The 23,188-nt window shown below is 40.5% G+C and carries 15 protein-coding genes; 2 read left to right on the forward strand and 13 right to left on the reverse strand.

Annotated features, from left to right (window positions below):
- The 4 genes from AC2CZC_RS25955 to AC2CZC_RS25970 form a co-directional block, all read right to left on the reverse strand.
- Positions 1 to 3,123, reverse strand: a complete 3,123-nt coding sequence (locus AC2CZC_RS25955; RefSeq protein WP_484585235.1) for an efflux RND transporter permease subunit — start codon at positions 3,121 to 3,123, stop codon at positions 1 to 3.
- Between the two features lie 5 nt (positions 3,124 to 3,128).
- Entirely contained in the window at positions 3,129 to 4,208 is a 1,080-nt protein-coding gene (locus AC2CZC_RS25960; RefSeq protein WP_484585236.1) for an efflux RND transporter periplasmic adaptor subunit, read from the reverse strand.
- Between the two features lie 197 nt (positions 4,209 to 4,405).
- On the reverse strand, positions 4,406 to 5,611 hold the full coding sequence (locus AC2CZC_RS25965) for an alkaline phosphatase family protein (RefSeq protein WP_484585237.1): 1,206 nt from the start codon (positions 5,609 to 5,611) through the stop codon (positions 4,406 to 4,408).
- Positions 5,612 to 5,774: 163 nt separating this feature from the next.
- Complete coding sequence (locus AC2CZC_RS25970) at positions 5,775 to 6,815, reverse strand: S66 family peptidase (protein WP_484585238.1); 1,041 nt, start codon at positions 6,813 to 6,815, stop codon at positions 5,775 to 5,777.
- A gap of 318 nt (positions 6,816 to 7,133) precedes the next feature.
- On the opposite strand from AC2CZC_RS25970, the gene AC2CZC_RS25975 reads away from it, so the two are divergent.
- Entirely contained in the window at positions 7,134 to 10,589 is a 3,456-nt protein-coding gene (locus tag AC2CZC_RS25975) for a PKD domain-containing protein (RefSeq protein ID WP_484585239.1), read from the forward strand.
- Positions 10,590 to 10,696: 107 nt separating this feature from the next.
- Positions 10,697 to 11,308, forward strand: a complete 612-nt coding sequence (locus AC2CZC_RS25980) for a hypothetical protein (RefSeq protein WP_484585240.1) — start codon at positions 10,697 to 10,699, stop codon at positions 11,306 to 11,308.
- A 36-nt stretch (positions 11,309 to 11,344) separates the two neighbouring features.
- Here the strand turns inward: AC2CZC_RS25980 and AC2CZC_RS25985 are convergent, their stop codons facing one another.
- The 9 genes from AC2CZC_RS25985 to AC2CZC_RS26025 all read right to left on the reverse strand — a co-directional run bounded on the left by AC2CZC_RS25985 (position 11,345) and on the right by AC2CZC_RS26025 (position 23,092).
- Positions 11,345 to 11,971, reverse strand: a complete 627-nt coding sequence (locus tag AC2CZC_RS25985) for a LysE family translocator (protein WP_484585241.1) — start codon at positions 11,969 to 11,971, stop codon at positions 11,345 to 11,347.
- 559 nt (positions 11,972 to 12,530) lie between these two features.
- Complete coding sequence (locus AC2CZC_RS25990) at positions 12,531 to 12,968, reverse strand: hypothetical protein (protein ID WP_484585242.1); 438 nt, start codon at positions 12,966 to 12,968, stop codon at positions 12,531 to 12,533.
- Positions 12,969 to 14,240: 1,272 nt separating this feature from the next.
- Positions 14,241 to 15,002, reverse strand: coding sequence for a hypothetical protein (locus AC2CZC_RS25995; protein ID WP_484585243.1), 762 nt, complete (start codon positions 15,000 to 15,002; stop codon positions 14,241 to 14,243).
- Positions 15,003 to 15,376: 374 nt separating this feature from the next.
- Entirely contained in the window at positions 15,377 to 17,566 is a 2,190-nt protein-coding gene (locus AC2CZC_RS26000; RefSeq protein WP_484585244.1) for a DUF6351 family protein, read from the reverse strand.
- Positions 17,567 to 17,834: 268 nt separating this feature from the next.
- A complete protein-coding gene (locus tag AC2CZC_RS26005; RefSeq protein WP_484585245.1) occupies positions 17,835 to 18,428 on the reverse strand; it encodes a hypothetical protein in 594 nt (197 codons plus the stop codon).
- A gap of 45 nt (positions 18,429 to 18,473) precedes the next feature.
- A complete protein-coding gene (locus AC2CZC_RS26010) occupies positions 18,474 to 19,103 on the reverse strand; it encodes a hypothetical protein (RefSeq protein ID WP_484585246.1) in 630 nt (209 codons plus the stop codon).
- A gap of 219 nt (positions 19,104 to 19,322) precedes the next feature.
- Positions 19,323 to 21,794, reverse strand: coding sequence for a TonB-dependent receptor (locus AC2CZC_RS26015; RefSeq protein WP_484585247.1), 2,472 nt, complete (start codon positions 21,792 to 21,794; stop codon positions 19,323 to 19,325).
- 271 nt (positions 21,795 to 22,065) lie between these two features.
- On the reverse strand, positions 22,066 to 22,761 hold the full coding sequence (locus AC2CZC_RS26020; RefSeq protein ID WP_484585248.1) for a helix-turn-helix transcriptional regulator: 696 nt from the start codon (positions 22,759 to 22,761) through the stop codon (positions 22,066 to 22,068).
- Positions 22,762 to 22,777: 16 nt separating this feature from the next.
- Positions 22,778 to 23,092, reverse strand: a complete 315-nt coding sequence (locus AC2CZC_RS26025; RefSeq protein WP_484585249.1) for an antibiotic biosynthesis monooxygenase family protein — start codon at positions 23,090 to 23,092, stop codon at positions 22,778 to 22,780.
- Positions 23,093 to 23,188 lie beyond the last annotated feature (96 nt).

Below are 23,188 nucleotides of genomic sequence, written 5' to 3' on the forward strand. Positions count from 1 at the left end.
CTACCTTGTCCGCTTATTACTTAGCACACTGACCAACAGGGCTGGTAAGAAGGTTAAACTAAGCAACATCGAGAACACGATACCGCACAGTACAATGATACCTACACCGCGATATAACTCTGTGCCATCGCCAGGAATAAAGACCAGTGGCGCAAGACCAAATAATGTGGTCGCTGTCGACATCAAAATTGGCTTTAATCGCGTCGCTACGGCTTGTTTAACTGCCATGACAACCTCCATCCCTTGGTCAACAATCAACTTACGGGTTTGATCAACAATTAAGATTGGGTTGTTCACCACTGTACCCAATAAGATCAAGAAACCCAGCATGGTGATCATGTCAAAAGGTTGATGGAATGGCGTCATACCAAAGTTAGCTAATAACGCATTGACGCCGTTAACCGAGATCAAGCCTAGTAAGCCACCAGCCATGCCCAGTGGTACGGTAGCCAGAATAAACAACGGGTAGCGCCAGTGTGTGAAAATAGCCACCAGCAGCAAGTAGCTCAGTACCAGCGCAACAACAAAGTTACTCGATAGCGATGCTTGAGTGGCTTCTAACTGATCAGCTGCACCGCTGATAGATAACTTAGTTCCCTGAGCGATTTTGCCTTGCTGCCATAACGCAGGCAGTAACTCGGTTCGGACTATTTCTTCAGCGGTTTCCAATGCCACATCTCTTGGCGGAATAATATAAACAGTCACGGTTCTTTTGCCGTCTACTCGACGCAAACTATCACTGTTTTTACTCTCAACCAAATCAGCTAACGCGCTCAAAGGCAACACATCACCCGATGGGGTCACAATGGGAGACGTCGCTAATTGCTCAATGGTCTGCTGTTCTTTTTGATGGCTAAAGATAAACATATCTATTTTGTCATCATTCAAAATAAACTCATCAACATAAGCACCATCACTGAGTGATGAAATCGTGTAGCCAAATTCATTGGGGCTTATACCTAGCTCAGCCAATCTCTGCCATTTCGGTTTAATCTCAATCAAAGGCTGATCCAAGCTTAGCGCCCGTGGATCTGAATTAATTTGAGGATTATCAAACGTAGCTTGAGCCTGCTCGTAAACAGCCTCGGCTGCACGATATAAGTCGGTCAAATTACTGCCCGCGATATCGACCGCAACTGCTCGTGTGCCACCATCATTACTCGAGATAATTGAGCCTCTTGCCGAGAACGCACGCATATTGTCATAGCTTCTAAATTTAGCAGTAATGGCATCCATCATCGCTTGGATATTATCAGGATCGGTCGGTGCACTTAAAAACCAAATACGGCCAATTGACACAGACATAGAATAATATGCCAATGGCGGCATGTCCGTTTCGCCGTTATCAAATGCGTCACTCGGCGCGTTGATATGACCGTTAAAATACACTCTCAACTCATCACCTATCTCTTTCATTTCAGATAGGTTGTAACTTGGCGGTGCAATCATCATGGAAAACGCTTTTGGCTCTTCACCTTCCGGTAAATATTCAGCTGCTGGCATCAAGGCATAAGCCGCACCTAAAATGATAACAACGAAGCCTACGGTAATACCTGTTGCGCGCGCTTTGGATGCAACACAAAAAGACACCAAGGCCAGCCAACGCTTTGACAAGGTAACCGTTTTCACTTCTTCTTTGCGATTAGGTAAATTAGCAAGTGTCGTCGGAACAATGAAAATAGCCACCAACATTGAAGCGATAATCGCAGAAGACACCGCTATGGCAATGTCTGAGTAAAGCTGCCCAGCTTCTTGCTCAACAAATAAAATCGGTGCAAACACCAAGACAGTCGTCGCCGTGGACGCCAATACCGCAGGCCAAACTTCCTTCACCCCTTTGATGGCTGCGTGTAACTTACTGGTACCGCGTTTATTCGCTTGTACAATGGCTTCAAGCACAACAATGGTATTATCTACCGTCATACCAATTGCAAATGCCACACCAGCCAATGAGATCACATTGATAGTGCGATCGAACAGTGTTAAACCAAGAAATGCTGCAACGGTACAAATAGGAATACCAATCACACCGACCAAAGTTGCCCGCCCAGAACGTAGGAATAAAAACATCACTAAGGTTGCTAGCAACGCACCCAAAGCTAAGTTAGTCCACACATTTTTTAGTGAGCTTTCAACGTATTGGACATCGTCACTCATCAAGATAAGCTCTAGACCATTTTGTGCCAACAGCTCCTGATTAATTTGCTCAATCACAGGTAGCATCTGCTGTTTGATATCAATCACATTTGAGCCGCTTTCACGACGTACAGATAACCTAAGCGTCCGCTCACCGTCAGAATATGAAATACCACGAAGTTCAAAGTGGTCTAGCGAAATAACGGCTACATCCTTGAGCTTTGTGGTGATCCCGCCTTGCTCTGAGATGATCAAATCTTCCAGTTCATTGAGCTGCTCAAATCGACCCACCATACGCAACAAATATCGGCTCGGACCGCTTTCAATGTCGCCCGCCGAAGCATCGCGGTTTCGTGCACGTATTGCACTTCGTAAATCAGTCACACTCAATCCGCGCTGTGCTAATCGGCTCGGGTCAACGTTGATTTGAATTTGTCTTGCTGCTCCCCCACCAACGCCAACTTCTGAGACGCCTTGAACACTCTCCATTCGCGGCCTGACAAAGTCTTCTGCAAAGTCACGCAACATATCTACGTCAAGATCAAGTGGATTACCTGTCTGAGGTTTAAGTACAAAATGCATGAATGCATTAGAAGAGAACGAACTAGAATAAAGCCTAGGTTGATCCACGTTTTCAGGATAACCAGGTACCTGACTCAAGGCATTGTTGACTCTAATGAGCGCATCGTTAACATCAACACCAAATGGAAATTCTAGCTGTATTCTCGCCGACCCCATTTGCGAATATGACACCATACGCTTTAAGTTAGACAAACTACGTAAATATCGCTCCTGCTCCACAAGGATTTCTTTTTCAACATCCTGAGGTGTCGCACCAGGCCAGCCAGTCTGAACTGTAATGGTTCGAACTTCTAGATCAGGGATCATCTGTACGGGAATTTTCAGCGCAGTTACCAAACCCAGAATACATATGATTAAAGAGATGACGGCAACCAGTGTGCCACGCTTTACGGCGCTTTCAATCATATCGACTAACCCTTATTCACAGAGATTTCACTGCCATTTTTAAGCAGCTGCACAGCTGTTGTAATAATGGGAGAGGTTAATACACTGCTATTTCCTGATACAGCAGAGATCAGCACTTGCTCACCACGCTGCTCTAATAGTCTTACCGTATGTCTTTGCGCCCTACCTTGATTATCAACAAATACACTCAGTGCACCATCCGGATGATATTTAAGCGCCGACTTTGGCACCCAAACAGCCTGAGTGCCGGTACTTGGTAATTCGAATTCAGCTTGCGCAGACATACCAGCGACAAATCCAGCTTGCTGTGGCACCGCTATATGTACTACAAAGCTGCGAGTCCCCGCATTGATCACAGGGACAACCGCCTGAACTTGGCCTTTAACAAGCTTACTTTGATCGTGGTCAGGAATAATATTAAGCGATTGAATTTGATTGTTTGAAAAAGCGCTGATGTACTCTTGCGGCACAGCGACGTTGAGCCTTAAATCCTCTGCAGAAACCAACGTAAAAGTATGTGACTGAGTAGTTACCCACTCACCTAAATCCACATTACGCTTCATCACTACACCCTCAAATGGCGCGAATAGCGTCTGTCTTCTCAATGTCTCTTTGTTAACAGCCAAGTTTGCTTTCGTTTTTGCAAGCTCAGCTTTGGCGGCAGCCACACTAGCACGCCGCTCAGCCAATAAGGTTGGCGCAACAAACTGCTTTTTAGACAGCGATTCTACTTCTTCTAGCTGTCGTTTTGCCTCCAATAATGCAACATCTGCAGCCGATACAGACGCTTCACTTTGTTCCAACTCGAGTTTCGCTAAAGTTGGATCAAGTCGCAGTAACGCCTGACCACGCTTAACTACATCACCCACTTCCACCATTAATTCATTCACAACGCCTGCTTCTAGGCTAGCAAGGGTTGCATTTTGGGAGGCCTCAACAGTACCACTCAACGCTAATTTATTTTTATATTGAAGATCCTTGGCTTGAAAAACCGCGACTTCTACTGGTGCGCTCCAAGTTGGTGTTGACCACACCGCAAATACGGACATAGCAACAACGGATACAAACGCAGGCATACAACGCATTTTACACCTCAAATGATAATTGTTTTTAAACAAGATACACTGAATGAGTTTGTCTAACGCAGAAATTGCGACAAACTCACTAATCTAACGGACGATAATCTAATTATGGTTTTAGAGTGTAATACTCATGTTACAAAAACCCACTCCACGCATATAAATTATCGACGTGTTATATACGTTGACGGTAAAGAAAACGCTTATTTCAGTGCTGACACTAATGTTTTTCCATCCCCATCCACCTTTGACATCAATTTCAATCCTAAAATACTGGCAACGGTGGGGTAAATATCTAAATTATTGACTTCAGGGAGTTTATACCCTTGTTTAAACGCAGGTCCGATTGCAACAAAGGTCGCGGCCAAATCTTTTGAGTAAGGATATCCGTGCGCGCCAACATAATCTATTTTCTCATGGGTGCCAAATGCATACGGTGGAAAGGCTTCAATGATGATGTCTGCGGTTGTATCATCAATTTTGACACCCCTTGACGCCAAAACCGTATTATTTAGCACTTCAAAACGCCCTTTACTTTGCTCACTCAACGATAACTTTAAGCCCGCAATATCTACCTCAGAATTTGGCTTTTTGTATAGGTGTGTACGAGTGCCGCCATTTTTAACATAAAAGTGTTCTAAATCGAATCCAAGCTTATCTAAAATAATGGTTTTTTCGGGGTCAACAGACACCATACCATGATCAGATACCAGCACCAGATTCACGTCATGATCCACTTCAGATTTAAGCCTACTCCACAACTGCCCTATTAGCTTATCAACCTCTTGCACAGCTTGGTAAGTCTCTGCTGCATCAGGGCCAAAGTCATGTCCCATATCATCAACCAGTGAGAAGTATCCAGCCACAAATCTTGGTCTTTGCGACTTTTCAAGCTTGAGCCAATCAATAATTTGGTCTATACGCTTTTGATAGTTACCTTTTTTGGCGTAACGCATATAATAACTGGGTGTCCTGCCGTTAAAACGCGCCTCAGATTCTGGCCAAAAATACGTTGCAGCTTTGACTCCCTGCATCTCGGCTAAATTCCAAAGTGGTATACCACTTAGCCAAGTACTATCTTTGGTACCTTGGCCCATTTTGTAACATTCTTGACGACGCTTATCGCAGAAATAGTTATCGATAATGCCATGATGTGAGGGCAATAAACCTGTGACGATTGAAATATGATTGGGAAATGTTTTCGTCGGATAAACGGGGCGCATATGGCTGGCCCTTACACCGCTGTTAGCTATCATCGCAATGTTTTTTGCATCATGCTTTTCAATATAATCCCAACGAAAGCCATCAAGAGAAAATAGCACAACACTTTGCTCGCTTTCTTGCGCTAAAGTATTAAAAGAAATGAATAGAAATAAAACAATCGACAGTATTTTTTTTGAACAGGCCATCCAAAATCTCAGAAATATAAAATTTCGATTATTTTATCTTTTAAAAATGAGAAATTAAAAAGGCATGAGGTGAAAGGCGCACATTTGAGATATATAACTAATATGCGCATTAAAACTAAAAGCTCAGTGTTAAATTTTAAGTATTACCTTTTAAGCGTGATAATTAAATAAGCTTTTGAGTTATCTCCCCGATACCTTTAATGAACTTAACTTTGGCCATTGCACCATTAATAATAGTTAAATTAGGTGCTTGATGACTAATATCGACATCATATAAAACCGGTATTTCAAGGTCTCCTAGCGCTTGTTTTAAAGCCATGAGATCATCATAGCCTTCGCCCCGTTTACCCTCTGCTGCAATATTACGCCCAATTAAAATGCCAGCGGCATATTTGAATGCACCTTTGAGTTTTAAACTTTGCAATGCACGAAAATACTGTGTTGGGGTAAGTTCGCCATTTTCGAAGTAATAAATCGCCGGCTCAAATTCATTTATCAACCGGTTATAGGGTGCAAAATAGTCTGTGCCATATAACACCATATGTGTATCTAAACACCCGCCAACTAAACGTCCTGAAAACTCAAGAGTAGAGGCGTTAAGACAATTTGTATTGAGTACTTTCCAACAGCTCGGCTCTGTTAAATTAAATGCGGCATTAGGGTGTTTACTATAATCCGCATGCTGAGGCTCATAATGTGTTGCGGCACTCTGTTTAAACTCTGAACCAATTGAGGTTGCCAAATGGGTAAATACATTTGCAGTTAAATCATCAGTCTGATTCAAAGCTAGCTGCATCAAGTTCGTACAGTGACAAGTTGCCCAGCCAAGCTTAGAGCTGACAGCACTCAATACCGTGCTAATATCAGAAAACCCTAGTAACCATTTTGGTCGGGCTTTCTCTAACTTCTGCCAATCTAAAAGCGGTAACAGCTCCATCGCCACCTCCCCTCCCCATGGCGCCATAATCACATCAACACTGTCATCAAGTAGAAACGCCATAAGCTCTGCCACGCGCAGCTCTGTAGATGCACTCACATGTAGTTGATTGTCACGCAAACATTGCCCCTCTACTACGTGGAACCCGCGTTTAGATAAATCATTTAACACAATATCTAATCGAGCATGGCATGCTTTAGGTACACCTGAAGAAAAAGCAGTAATGGCAATTCTGTTGCCGGGTTTTATGGGCGCTGGGTACAACATTAAAATTCCTGTTTATATTTCATATTTTTATTTAATATGTTTTGCTAATTAGCAACATAACATGTTGAATTTAAAACTTATCAAGTAAGCTCTGACAGTCAATTTAAATCACACAACTATGCAGGTTGTCAATGTCGATGATACTTAAGCTGTGCCCCGATAGCATGATCCAATGTCCCTGTCCGCAAACAGCATCATTTTTAGCGCCAGTTCACGAAATAACCTGTACGAATGCCGCACGTTTACTATGCTTACTGAACCCAATAAATATTCTCAAAACCTGCACAGTTTGTATCGTGTGTTGCGGAGGAAAAAACCATGTTTTATTCAAGTAAAAGGATGCACCTCATACTAACTTGGGTGCTAGGTGTTAGTATTGCTGGCTGTGGAGGAGGAGGTTCTGATAGTGGTTCACCATCGACACCTTCTACACCATCAACTCCTAGTACACCACAAAACGCCGCGCCATCCGTTACTATCAGTGGTGAAAACTCTATTCAAGAAAAGCAAGAAATCTCCCTCACAGCGCAAGCAACTGATAGCGATGGCACTGTTGATTCATTTTCATGGCAAATCGTTTCTGGTCCCTCGACGACACTATCAAACTCAACAACCAATGTAGTGACATTTACCACACCAGATATTTCAGAAGATTCAACAATGACACTGCGAGTCACAGTAACTGATAATGACAGTGCAGCCACAAGCGCGGACTTTAATCTAAACGTCACCAGAATAGTAAAGTCAGTGACCATCACGGGTTTAGTCACTGACGAGCCAATCCCAAATGCTGCACTCACCATATTTGTCGGCGACCAGAGTTTTGAATTATCCGCTGACGAAACAGGAACCTATAATTACCAGCTCGATGTGGATGAATCCATGGTTGACGACTTGGTTAGGATCAGAGCAAAAGGCGGGAGCACTCAATCTGAAGTAGAGTTTTACTCTCAGCTCCCTAGTTTTTCATCAATCGAAACACAAGCTGGCGACGATGGTGTCCTAAACAAAGACGACAACTTTGGCGTTAACATCACCAATGTGACGACTTCTGAATATGCATTGATCACTCGAGAAGCGGGTACTCCACAAAGCGAAACATCACTTAACAATGCCCTTGTAGGTATTGATGCCGACGAAAAGCTCACGCTCGCTGCTTTAATTAAGATTGTGGTCGATGGTGAAGGCGATAATGCCTTTAGTTTGCCTGAAGGGGTTAACTCAACATTTGAGCTGGTATCAACACCTACAGCAGTGACCGAGCTCACCGATACCATTAACGACAAAAACCCAGCGCTCATCGAGAGTACTAAAAATAGCATTAAAGAAGATAGTGATTTAGTGGATAGCGGCCAATCGGATATCGTCGGTGACTACTTAATTGGTTCAACAAATGTCTTCGAACATCTCTTTTTCGAAGCGTCTTTTAATCAGGACAATACTGGGACTTTTGCGGATTACTCCAGTGGTGGCATGACTTGGTCACAGAATGAAAATGGCTTAGTCTCTTTAGTTTTTGAATCCGGAATTATGGGTAAAACCTATGAATGTAAAGATGCTAGTGGCAATAAATATAATTGCCAGTATCGATACAAAAGCGGTTCCTTTTCTATCTATGATGAAAACCCGATTGCCAAAGCAATCAGTATTACATTCATCGGTGACGAGTACACAATGGACAGTACTGGGAATGAAATGCTAGTTAATAGCGACGTGAGTCGCAATGATGAGCTGTCAATGATTGGTAAAACGCAAACTATTACCCCAACCCAAAGCCAGTTTAGCGGAGAATGGTATATTAATGCGCTTTACTATTCCGTATCGGGTAGCTTTGCAAGCAAGGTAACGTTTAATCAAGATGGTACAGGCAGTGCCCAAATGCCTGACGACACATCTCGTTCACTCACTTGGTCAATAACAGATAACGTCTTAACACTCACACTTGATAAAACAGACCTAATGGAAGCTAAGGCGTTTAAATACTGGCTAATAAAAAGCCTAGATTCTGGTTATCAATTCTGGGCAACCACAGATAAAACCGATACCGAGTTTTACAGAAGACGTTCGGGACTCATGGTCCCTGAGCAAGCTTTAACATTGACAAATAATGATGTCATAGGTCGGTTTAGATCGTATCAAGGTGTCGCCGAACCTCACGGTTACTTTGTGGACAACTATGTTAACGGCACATCCTACAGATTCTTACTCAAAACGACAGAAACATGGTCGCATTCAGGCAGAACACTCAATATCAAATCATATAGCTACAATACTTCAACAAACTTCACGCCAGTACATCAATGCCCCGAAGGTGCTACTGCTGATATGTGCACATTAAACTGGAACCGACAGCTTGAGGTAATTGCTCAAAGTGGTAATACTTGGTATGTGAGAGAAAGCTACCCTACAGATAACTCAAGTATATCCAGCAGCTCCTATGTACAACAGTTTAAAAAGACAGCCTCTACTGCTGATACATTTGAGTATACTTGGTTGAATAATCGCTATATGTACTTCATACAAGACATGCAGGTTCAAACCAACCACTTTACGACTCAAACAAATGAAGATGGCAGTATGAAAAGGACTGTAACGACCAATAACATGGATACGGCTGACTACTCTATCTCAGACGGAAAACTCATAATAGATCAAATGGGCTCCGTTGGTGTTACAGAGATTCAAGATTTTGATAGAGATTACCTTAAAGTGTGTGCATATGTGCAGGGCACTAACTGTGAGTTAGGTGAAGTCAGAAATCTTTATTTCGACAATAACGTCGCTTCTAGAAATATATATACGCCGCCAGCCCCAATGCAATATGCAATTGACGGTGCTTGGTATCAACCTAGTTCCCCTGACTTTGTCATCATTATTAGAGATGGCACTTGGGTGCATATGGAACTCAAAACCGACAATGACCCGCAAGGCTTTGCTGGTTTGGAAATTGGATATCTTAACTGGGATGAAGCAACTGGTGACTTATTTGTCAGTAAAGTAGTAGATACCAATGGCGTGTACGGATTTGATGAGAACTTGGCACACAAAGCAACCGTAAATGGCAACACCATGACGCTAGAGGTTGAAGGCGAGTCCCCAATCACCTTTGAACGCTTGCTGGATGACAATAACCCTCGAGTAGGCGGTTTTGTAGAGTATCCGCTCACAACCAGTCGAGTATGGGTGTCAGTATTTTTACCTGATAATAAGTTTTTCGAAGCAGAGTACGACCCCGCAAACTCAGATGGCCCAGGGATCAACTATGGCTCATACGTTTATAATAACGATACGGGTTTAGCAACGCTCACTTTTGAAGTTAATCAGCTTAACACCGACGATGCTTCATTCTTTATGTATCAGGCAGGACCAGACGTCATTCATTGGAAAGATATGGAAGAAGTTGGTGCGGTCGTTCGCGCCAAATCAAATAGCGAGCAACCCTACTTTGATGGTCTTAAAATCCATTACGAACGTTTTGCTCTGATCAATGGTGATACCACTCATTACGTTGACTTTAAAGGAGATAGTACAGTTGATTTTGTCAGTGACGGACAAACACGCTCGTTCACATGGAAAGTCGTACTTGGTCAAATTCATCTAACGGCAGTCACCCCTAGTACAGGTCTGCAGGTAGAAGCATACGTGATAACACCAACCAGTATGCTTGATGATGGCTGGAACGTAGATGTTATAAAGCTAGAACATCCTCTTGATTCTGCGGATAATGACAGTCCAGATAATCATGCTAGATTTAGCGGCAGCATGCGACGTTAAGTAAATTAATCCCAGTGAAAGCGCGGCCAACTGTGTCGCGCTTTTTTGTGCATCACGGGTATGCATTTTGCTTAATTGTTCGTAATTGCATTGTATGGTTACTTGCTATGAAACTAACACCTGAAGAGCTCAAACTACTTCATGAAGTAGAAACAAGCCACTTTGATGAAAACGACAGTTTAGTGCAGCAAAAACACAGCATAGAACAGTTATGGTTAGTGGAGCCACTCGCGCTTTATTTAGCGCACAATCAATACTTCGCAAAGAAGTCATATATTGACAGTATTTTATTGGGAGAAGAGGCATATCACGATGATATAAACGAGCATAAAATCACAACGCTTTTGACGCTTATCAATAAACTTCCAGACATTGTTGATACTAGTAAGTGCCCGAGATGCTGGCGTTTTTATCCATCTCCTTCAATGACATTTTCTCTAGCCTATCCAAAAATTATTTGTCCAGTTCAAAGCCTATCATTGTCAGGGGCCTGTATTGCCTCATTCCCTTTGAGTGGTGAAGAACATGTGAAATACTTCGCAAAAAAACATGCATACCTTGAGCTATCTGATAACTTACATATTCATGTCTATGTAGAGCGTGCAATAGCACGTAATCAAGACTATATCGCGCTACAGTTTAATCATCATACGAGGGAAAACCCTATGTTAAAGTTGCTCATACTCACCCATTATTTAAACTCAAAAATCCCCCAGTAAAGGCGGCATTTCCCTGCCGCCAAATACGTTTGTAAGTTAAACGGTCTGATAAAGCACTCTCAGGGCCAACAACATAAACGCGATACCCAAGACTTTAGAAATCACCCCTTGCTTTGCACCCAAGTTAAAACGCTTTGTCGCTGATGAAGCCGCAACTGACACAAATACAAACCATATCGCATCTATAATGAATACCGTAAAACACATCAAGAAGGCGATTGTAAATGTCATTGTTTCTGGATCGATGAACTGTGAAAAAAGTGCAACAAAAAATATCGCAGTTTTAGGATTTACAAACGCTACGGTGAAGCCTTCTCTCGCAGCAGACACCCAATCAGTTGTCGCTTTGTCTATTACTTCACTCTCATTTGGCTCTGTTGGCTTACTAGTCAATATTTTAAATCCGAGATAAGCCAAGTATGCAGCACCAAAATATAACAGTAGTGTATATACGGTCGGAAACTGTGCAATCAAGCTTGCGAGACCAAGTACAGAAAGCGCTGCGTAGCTACCAACACCAAAGGCGTGGGCAATACTTGCAGATATTCCGGCAGCTGGGCCACTATTCATACTGTGCTTGAGCACTACTGCCAAGCTTGGTCCTGGTGACATTGCGCCCAATGTACAAATTAGCGCTAAACTCAGCCATGCTGATAATTCCATATTTACCTCCGCAAAATTTCAGCCGCGAGTTTACCTAAAATGGTCTTGCATTGTGAACAATAATTTACGTTCAGTGGTTACTTTTGTACCATGTTATGCCTTCACCTTTTCACTAAAAGCACACAAGCGGAAGATATGAGTGTTACCTGAGGAGGTCTAGTTAATTATATACAAGTACTTCTGTATTCAATCTAAGTAAGCATAGGTTTTAAGTTAATTCATCCTAAAATTACTCATGAGCTAGTTCATACATTACAGATAGAATTTTCTAATTTGGACATTACGGTTCAAGTCCAGTGGAGCAATCATAAAGCTTAGCCTGATAGATTAGAGCTAAAAGCCAATACTAAAATACAATGATGATTGATAAGCTACTTCTTCTTTGATAAAAATTTAATGACCTAAAAACACTCAACATGACAGATACTCTGGTAAAAACACAGACGTAAAAGGTCAAAAAAATTAGCTAAAACACCTGCTCAAAAAGCAACAAAGCCACATAAAAAATTGAATAACAATAATTTTTAGAAAAATCATTAAACCGACACCAATATCTAAACTATGCGTTTTCCCTGTTTAAGAGCCCTTCAAAATGACCCACCATGTGTTGCTGGCATGAATTGTCAAAAAGCTCTAGTGGTATGCTGGCTATTTTAGGTTCATTTTTCTTTCTGTATGCAATTTCAATATGTTTATGCTCTATTTTTACCACTTCAATATCACTGTACTGAATCGTCTCCCTAGCACCAAGAGGTACCAACTTAAGCTCTGCAAAATTTGAAAAGAGCTTTACAGGCTTGTGATTAACATACACTGTGTAGTTCAAACTATATATTATTCCAAATACGATCAGGTAACCAAGTATATTAACGCCACTCAACAAACCCGCTATACCAAATATAATGGATAGTCCGCCAATAAATGGCATCACAGTGACAGCCCAAAAAACTTTCTTTTTATACACATACAGTGGTAACTGCTTAGCTTTATCGCTCATATTAAATTCCTTTTTTCCTCATCCCCTCAGTACAAATACTAGATCGCTTTGACGCCCTTTCAATGCGTCGCAGAGAACCTACTTTTCACAAGAAAAGAGCTGAGTTTTTAAATTGCAAACCAACTTCAAAGATAGTTATTCGCGCTGCTTGGCTTTTCTAGTGTTGGCAGGTAGCTTATGGGAACCAAAGCAATTTGGTCAATTTACTTTTTTTCATCGTTTTTGTTGCATATCACCACTTGCAATATCACTTGTAAGTTACCAAACAAGCTCAATTCTTCAATTGTAATTACCTTTCACTTTTCTTTTGTCTTTTGTCTTGTGGATTGTGTATTGTGTAGACAAGTCTGCCTCCCGTTTACCGCATAAATGTACAAAGAGTAATTTAAGCAATCCAAAAAAGGCGTCAAAGCATCTCATTTAGTCAAAAGAAAAAATCAAAGTTAGATTACAGCTACAATAAGCATGGCGCTCTATGATATGCCCTTTACTTCAAAAAATATCTATACAAGGGGGTTACAAATGATATGACATTCAAGTCCCTTAAGTGTTGCCACACAGCCTATAACAGATAACACTACCCCAACTAAATCTGCTAAAAAAACCACGTAAAACAAGAGGTTAAAAGTTTCTCTCTGCTGTTAAATAAAAACCTGAGTTTGCCAAAAAATGGAGAAAGACGCAGCGTAAATACCGAATAAGCCATTGACTATTTTATCTAAACTTCCATCATTCAAAGGTATATCTAACTATGAAAAAAAGAAAAGCAACAACCTTGAATTTAATAAAATAACAGCTGAAGTAATAAATCAAAGTGTAGAGCTGTATGAAATAATTAAGTTAACAGGCGAATCGGATGCGCATATCTATAAAAGCTGATGTCATTAAAGCGTCACTTCCATAGACTACCAAGTAAAATAAGGCATGCTCAAAGTTAATGAATACGCCTATTTACATCCTTATATACTTTTATTTTTAATTAAAAAATTAATATCACCTACTTCATTTATATTCCTCAACCTTAAGTAACCAAATTATTCTACAGTCTCTCCTTCAAGAAGGTATAACTCTATGTTATATCTAAAGGTAAAGTAAAATTAAAGTAATCAAATCATATAAGATTTTATAATTTTTATACTAAGACTCGTATTAACTAAATTTATAAACGTAGGCCATAATAGGCAACGGCAGCTTTATACCCGATTAATTCCAAGAAAATAAAAGCCACCATTATTACGCCATGTTTAAAGCACCTAGACAATAAAGTCATAATCAGCGAGATAGTCTTACCTCAAAGGCGTCAGAATAGCGCTCTTGAATCGCTCTTGCACGACTCCCATCAACATACTCTGCCGGTACAGGACTATATCTGATTCTTTCAATATATATACTTCCCTGACATGCTTTTTTTGTATTTAGAGAGTCTTGCTCTAGCCCCTCCAGCGTACCTAAGTCCATTTTTAAGTTTCCGTCATCTTCTATATCATGAAAGTTTTCAACGATACTTTGCTCGTTTCCTTCTTTATTTTTACACTTTATGCTCAATACAGCGTCCAGCCGAGTATCTGTTGCGACATCAGCAGTCCAATTAACATCGATGGTTTCTTGCTTATAAAATGACTGATTCTTTTGTGGCGTCATTATTGTAAAAGGAGCTGGGAGTGTAAGGTTTGTATTGATAACGTCGTTTGTTTCAGATCTTGAGAAAGTAACCGTAAAATCAGTGTCTTTGTCAGCTATGTTAAAAGTTGCTCGGTAGTCTATATCTAAAAAGCTGTCATCTATTTTTAAGTCTTTAGTGACGCCAGAAGCTCTGGCTTGAAGCCTATCTTTGTCTGATAGCTTAATGTTATTTCCATTGCGAGAGCTTACATTCAGCTCAGCAATAACACGACTGTCTTTACCTTGCGAAGTTACATATATATCAGCCCAAATAGCTTCTGTTTTAACATTACTAGATTCCGTTGTTTCAGTTGAGCACCCAGCTAGCGCAAGCATTGAAAAAGGAATTGCTGAAAGCATTTTAAAATTCATAAGTGTCCCTATATTCCATGGTCCAATCTATCATATAGATATTTAGGCTATGCGAAAATAGGAGTTAACACTTTAATACAATTTAAAACGATGTGATTGGTAAATAACTATTAGAAGTAAAGCAAAATTAAGAAAGATTAATAGAACATCCCTGTCCAGGTAAAAATCTAGTTCACTTTATTGGAACAATATGAATATAAAATGGATTTGTTCTGATAGCAATAGAAAAAAATCAAAATACCTTATAAATTCTATACAAAAATAAAAGAACAATATAAAACCAACATACACCTTGCCCAAAAATCGCGGACACCAACCAAAAAGCACTAAGTATTACATAAACAACCCATCACAAAGTTGCAACTATGAGAGTTTTAATTTTTATTATTAGTTAAAACCTCCCCATCTTTTTGACTCGTAAAGTAGTCATGGGGTAGTCCTTTATCTCTGCCTTCATAATCACATACCCCTTGAGGGAAAATACGCTGTAAAGTTACAAGATGGTCAACTATGTTTACTGTCCCATAAATGCCTTTTTCTATTGCTTTTTTTACAGAAATCAGCGGACACTTGAACATTGCACCGTCCCAACGTCCCCCTGCTTCTATCCTACTCGTACTAAACATTGGGAAACGACTTTGACAAATCCCCTCTTCGCCATTATTCCATTGTCCATCAAAAACGTCTTCTCCAACGCCATAAATACTACCGTCTTTATTAAAACATGTATCTTGTAAGGCTTCTGGTTTAGCTGAGATGATGCTTTGATTTGGTGCAGATTTTAGATTTGACAGCCATATATCCATCATTTCAAATGCTTGTTCCGTCGGGTCAAAATCTTTATGTGCAACCCATATAACGTGGTTATTGCTATGTCCTTTTGCTGCCTGAATGCGAAGTCGACTATAAAAAGAAGCCGACATATGGTGCATATCAAGTTCATTTTCTAAATAATGTCGTGCATCTATCACTGGAATGTCAATATTACCAATAAACACTTGCCCAGATTTGTAGGCTTGATTCATTGCTTTAATCGAGCCTGCATGCCTTGGAGCAACTTCATCAACTGGAGTAGTGATATTGTGGTTCCCCCATAAAGTAAGCCAAATAGGTAATTTATGGCCAAATGGTAAAACAATTTCCTCTTGTTGCATCTGTTGCTGGGGCTTCCAACCACCAATATGAGCATTTAAGTGTAAAAACTCATCAAGTGTTATTTTTTCAGCTTTAAGCGCATTGAGTCCATACTGGACACCTACATTGTCCCAAGTGCTTAAACCAAAACCATTATCATCAATACCGAAAACATGCGACATATCTTGCCAATAACTCCATTTAGTCTCATCAACAACATGTTTTGTATAGTGCTCTCTGATAAATCCCTGCTGAGGGTTATTAATAAAAGCTGATAGCCCAAAATACCCATTAATGCACTCACTGCTTCCCTTTGGAAAACTAGGCACAAATCCTGACATTAACTGATTTATAGGCTGTAAAAAACCGCCTTTTTGAGGGAAACCATTGATCGCATTCATCCCCTCAATAAGTCGCCGCCTCTCCCAATCTCGCCATGCACTTTTGTCGGCAGCCCTGAATGTAAAATAGTTATTTAACAAGTCACAATCTAACGCATAGGTCGTTTGCGTTATCATATCTGGATAACTGTATAAAGGGATTAGTCCGTCGAGAATTCCACGACTATTTTGCGCAATCAAGTATTGTGCTAATCCACCACCAGAACCACCCACGCCAACAGTGTAAAGGGGCTTGCCATATAAACTCGTGAACTGTTTTTTAACACGTCGGGCGGTGTCTTCAGCTAACAACATATTATATGTATAACTGGTTTTATTCCCGCTAGAACTAATGACTGCGTATCCGTCAAGCAACTGCTGTGCTTGTCGCGTCATAACCCTAGAAGCTTTTTGTCTACCTTGCCTAAATCCAATGCCAGACCCTCCATTAAACTGATAAATAAGGCGCTGATTCCATTTGCTTTGAGCTAGTCTATCGCCCAACTCAGAATTTTTTATCGGCATGATCAAGGTATAAATAAAGCGATTGATTGTTCCTTGCTCTACTCTAAATAGTGGTAATTTAATATGCTTCGCCATTTCGACATCAGTGATCCTTGATGCTATATAACTGCCTTCTTTTTTGTGCAATGTATAATAATCTATGCGTGTTTTTACGCCGCAATCTTTACTGTAGCCGATAACTTTACCGCTCTCATAAACCGGAACCCCGAGCGCTTCATGATTATCCACTTCGGGTTGGCCTAACTTTGAGTCTCGTGACATGCAGTAAAAAGGATACTGATTTGGGCCAGAGTATAAGCTCTCTGAAGGACCGATTGCACCAACGGCTATCGGGAACGAAAAATCTTCAGTCGGTCTTTTGGCTTGAGAAATGTGACCTTTAAGATCAAGTAGATAATTATCTTTAGATTTAGCTGTGTTTTGAACAGCAAAGTGACGATCTTCATTTGTAACATCTTGGTATAACCAAAGCATAAAGCCAGCACCAACCAGCAATAAAAAGATCAATATGAGCTTTTTTATCATATACACCTCTATGACTATGCCGATACTTTAAGTTTAGAGTTGCTCTGACAGTTGCGTTGTTATATGTTTGTTATTTAAGGTAAACTGAAAAAGATCAATAAATAAAACATGATATTACAGGTTTATTCTTGAAGAGAAACTTATCTTAATATCCAAAATGGCTTGACCAAAAAACTAAAATTAACATTGCAAACTGGCCATTAAACGCAGCCAAAGAGTAAGTTTTTATTTATAAAAGGCAGATCTTCATTCAGTCGATGCAAGCTCATTATTTTACTTCATCGTTTTTTTCTTCTGGCACGTAAGAGCCTGCCAGTATATTTTCTTGCAATGATGTTAGCTTATCCCTCTCAGTTGAAACTGTGTCTATAAGGACTTGCTTTTCTGAGACTGTTAAACCTTCAGATTGGTAAACGTCTTTTTCTAGTAGGCTGAGCATATCCGCACGAACTCCTGCTTCTTTATACTTCAAAAAATCGATTCCGAGACTGCTAAATAGTAGGGCTTCATTAACTTCATCGATCTCGATATCAACTTCTATCGCGATATCTTTTATTTCAATAACAGATTCTTCAAACAGCTGAATTTTTTGGTTTTTCGTACTCTGGCTCTTATCTACTCGCTCTCTGGCATTAGGCAAGACCTGCTCGTAGTAGTATCTCTTTGTTTGCTCACTGATATCATCAAAATTAACATTTAAAGACAATGCCATTAAGTGTTCAGGGGCGCTGTGGTTTGGTTTCTCTGTCAAGACACTTTGCATTACAGAGGCAAAATTGGCGTGTTGCGCCACATCATTGCGCATTGAATGGTGTTGAGCCTTAACAAAAGGCATATGTTTTAACGCTGAAATACTACTCATGGATATCCTTATTAAGTGGTCATTTTAACTATGATGTGGATATGACTAGGGTTTAAAATCTATTGAATCAAAGCGTTTTTTAATTTCGCCTTTATGATCTGTATTTTTCTCTAAATAGGTGCCTGCAAGCATTTCCTCTCGTTGTAGCTCCAACACTTCTCGCCTTTCATTCAATACACTTTTAAGCTTTTCTTTATCACTAGTAAGTAATGTTTGAGAACTATTGATGTCTTGTTCCATGAGGTTGAGCATATCAATGCGAACCCCCACTTCTTTATACTTTAAAAAATCAATGCCTAGACTTCCAAATAACAGCGCTTCATTGATTTCATGCTGTTCAATTTCGACCTCAATGGGCATGTCCATAATTTCAATCATGGTTTCTTGGTACAGTTGTATTTCTTTTAAACGATCATCTTCTAGCTCTGGGTCAACACGCTCTGTAGCTACCTCAAGAGCGAATTGGTAATAATCACGAGCTTGATCTGATATTTCGTCATAGTTTCGATTAAGAGAAATCGGCATAATAAGATCAGGGTCGGTGACTTCGGGCTTGGCGTTTATTGTTTTTTCCATTAGTGACGCAAATTCTGCATGTTTTTCTATACTATTTTGCGCCTTACTATCTTGACTTTGAAATACTCTATTGTGATTTAACGCAGCAATTAAGCTCATTGGCGTGTCCTTATCCGGCAATGTCTGTTTAACTCACTATTTTCAAGCAACTTATAGGCCAACAGATTCACAAAAAATATAAATAGAAGCGGGATGTTCGCTGAAGTTGCGTACAGTTAATACCTGCATCAAGAGTAACAGACATAAACTCAATTTCTCTGAATAAAAAAGAAATAAAAAAGGCGGCAAATTGCCGCCTCTACATCATCGATGTTTTATTTAGAACTGATAGTTAAACGTCAGTTTAGCATTGCGTTCATTACCTGGTAATCCACCTAAGAACATCGCTTTACTGTAGTATGTTTCATCCGCTAAGTTTTCGATATTCAGTTGAAGATGATAGTTATCAAAGTAATAAGCTGCCGCCATGTCCCAACGGGTATAGCCATCAACAACCGCTGTTGGTAAGCCAAATGATACATGGTTTACTGTGCGCTCGCTGGTATAATTCATACCCAAGCTAACCTCTAGGCTACCACCCATAATTTGCGGCAATGTGTGCGTTAGCCAAGCACCTGCCATTTTTTCAGGCACGCCTTTTTTAGCAGACTCTCTCTTTTGAGGATCAGATTCTTGGTGACGAACAGAAACTGCATCTTGGTATGTTGCATTAACATTTAACTTCCAAGCATCAGCTAGTGCTAAGTTCAAGTCAAATTCAACACCCTTAGTGGTCTCATTATTATCGTATTTAAACTCCGGAATACCTGCGTTATATTCAGCGCCCTTTTGCTCATCGTAATCAGGGTTACCATAGCGTAAGTTAGTACGCTTTGTATCAAATACAACGATTGAACCTAGTAGATCCTCATCGAATGCAGTGAAACGAATACCAATATCTAGCGTTTCTGACTCAGAATCTGGCTGGTTTGGAGTATCAACACCATCTGTGATTGATGATAATACGCCATATGCCGTGCGGCCTTTGCCCACATTAACAAATGCAGACAGCTCTGGCATGATTTGATAATTGATACCAAATGTATATGTAAGGCCTGAATCATCAGTATCGTTCTCTGGCTTCATGCCCTTAACGCGGTCTGTACCTAAATGCTGGTACTTTTGCTCGATAGTCGTGTATGCAATACCTGCGCGAGCTGTCAAAGCGTCTGTTAAATACAGTACTTCTTGAGCGCTAATACCATATGCTGTTAACGATTTATCATAGTTACTTCTTACTAGCGGATCGTAATCCATAAAATCGCCAGTCCCCCAGTTCGGGTTGCGAATATCTAGGATATAAGGGATCGCATTGTCTGATTTCGCACCATCGGCATCATATGCAGACCACTGCTTGAAAGACATATCACGGTTTTCATAGTTCACACTGAATAAGTGCTCACCGCTGATATCACCGTAGCTCCAACCAAGTTGCAAGTCCGCAAAGTATTGCCATGTATTTTCATCCGACATCGCGCGACGGTACTCTTGACGACGCGCTGAATATGGGTGAACTTGACCATCCTCAGTTAATAATGGTGCGCGCGGATCTGCATTAATAATAGAACCGTGAGTTCGGTCAGATCGCTCCCAATAAACATAGTTGTATGCACCAGTTTGACGCACTAGCTCTGAGTCATATTGACGCCATAATACTTGCTGGGTCAGTGTTGACTCTTCACCGATGTGCCAATCATGACGAAGCTTAAAGCGCAGCTCTTGCCCTTCGTTTGGTGTCGAAAGCGGAGATACCAAGCTTGAATCGCCCAAATCAATCGGTCTAAGACCATCATTTGTCGAAATAGAAGTGGCTAGTTGCTCACGCTGTGCATCGCTTAGTTGAACCCCTAAAAACTTAACATTGCCATCTTCGTCAGTTGTAAACTTGCTTTCATTTGGTAAGTCAGCTCCAGTCAGTGCTCTTGGGTCGCCGTTAATACTATCCCAATTAACGATACGAACCGGATCACCAACAGAGTCTACTTGAACAGCATCATCAATATAAGCCGCTGAAAATAATAATGCGTGATCTTTTGATGCCTCAAATTTTAGGCTTGCGTACACTTCATCACGATCTTGCTGTAAATCACGGTAACCATCACTACGCTCGTGGTTAAGTACCACACGGTATGCTACGTCGTCAGTAATTGCGTTAGTTGCATCAAGCATTAAACCGTAAGTATTCCAGCTACCTACTTTTGTACTGATCTCATAAGCTTCTTCGAATTGAGGCTTTTTCTCAATAAGGTTGACCACACCACCAGCAGCACCAATGCCATATAAACCAGTAGCAGGACCTTTTAAAACTTCCATACTCTCGATGTTAGTCATAGAGCGAGTTGGGTTGTAGTTGTTACCAAGGCTTGCACCGCCGTACATGCCATCGTAAGTATAATTCACGCCTAAACCACGAATAGCAAGGTTGTCACCAATACCATAGTTGTTACCAGCCTGAATGAAACCACTCACGTTTCTGATCGCATCTTGCAGCGTATTTGCTGTTTGTGAATCAAGTAAATCTTTATCAACAATAACCACTGCTGCTGGCGTTTGCATTAGCGCCATGTTTGACTTAGTTGCCGTGCCTGACTCTAAAATCAGGGCGTTGTGTTTATTATAAACGCTGATGCGCTCAATATCGTCTTGAGCCTTGTCAGCAGCTTGCGCTGATGCAACAACACCACCTAGTAAAGCAACTTTAACCGCAGTTGCAAGAACACTTTTTGAATTCAGTGAACGAGAGAATTGCATATTACACTCCATACATCGCAATATGATTGTTTATTCGCAGAGAGCGCGCATACTAACAGCGATAGCAAATGATAACAACTCTCATTTGCGTTTAATAAAAGTTACCAAAGTTAATACTTGTTACGAATAAAGTGAAATGTTTTCCCAATGTTTATAGTAAGTGATGACTTGTGTTTAATGATGTGTATTTAGTTGAATAAATAATTCTTAATGTTATATATGTATATTCCATTAAATAGCTCGCTACTGGTCATAGGAGATTGAAATCTATTTATTTTTTATCGCATGCAGCTGATTTAACTAGCTCAATGTAATGCAATACACTCTTTTCTTCTTCCTGTTTAAAATGTGTATGTAGCGCGATTAGGGAAACAATTCTGTCTAACCTAAACTCTCTGTAAGCATTTCTCAGCAAGCAATATGAAATCACAGTCCATTTGCCTCCCCAATAAACCAGACCTAGCGGCTCAATGGTTCTTTCACTCACATCGCCTTTAACATCTTGGTAAGTCATCAATAGATGGTTTTTGTTTTCAATGGCTTCTCGCAGCATCTTATTATGCGCTTGACATCTGTCGTCATGTCTATAACCCAGCGCGTAATAGGGCAGATCATCATTTATCTGCTTCATTTTGGTTGGCAACACCGCTTCAATCTTTGTGATAGCGGTTTGAGCATACTGGGCTTGCTCAGGATCAGAAAATGCTTCGAGCATCCGGCTACCAATTAGCAATGCTTGAAGCTCCTGCACCGAAAACATCATGGGCGGTAAGTCACACTCACTGATCAAATAACCTATTCCCGCCTCACCTTCTATCGGTACACCAGACGTTTGTAAATTTTGAATGTCGCGGTAGATTGTGCGCTCAGAGACATTTAACCTATCTGCTAATTGCTTTGCCGTCACAGCAACTTTACGGCTTTTGAGCAAATTGACTAATTGAAATAATCGCTCTGATTTATGCACAACCTTCCTCCTTTAATTAAGCATCACAGCTTTTCGTCAATATAGTATGGTGGCTGATCCCAACTGATTCTTTATCAACTAGTGCACAATATGCTTTGCACGCTGGTGCCTCTTCAAATGCAGCTTGCATTTTTTTATTATCTTCCAAGGTTTCCCAATAGCTGATATCAACAAATGTATCAGTATCTGCTTGGTGCGCCAACGAACGATATAAAAAGCCGGGCTGCTTGGCTACAAACTCTTCAAAATCAGCACTTTTTTCCAGCATTCGCTCTGTAGATACACCTTCAATTAATTTAAAAGTAACGATTTCAATTATATTCTGCTTCATGGGTATAGCTCCTTTTGTTTGTTGGCTTAATTAAAACAAAAGGCGCTGACAGGGAATGTCAGTAGAAAGTAATTGAGAATAACCATAGTGGATATC

The organism is Pseudoalteromonas sp. MMG033, assembly GCF_057197785.1.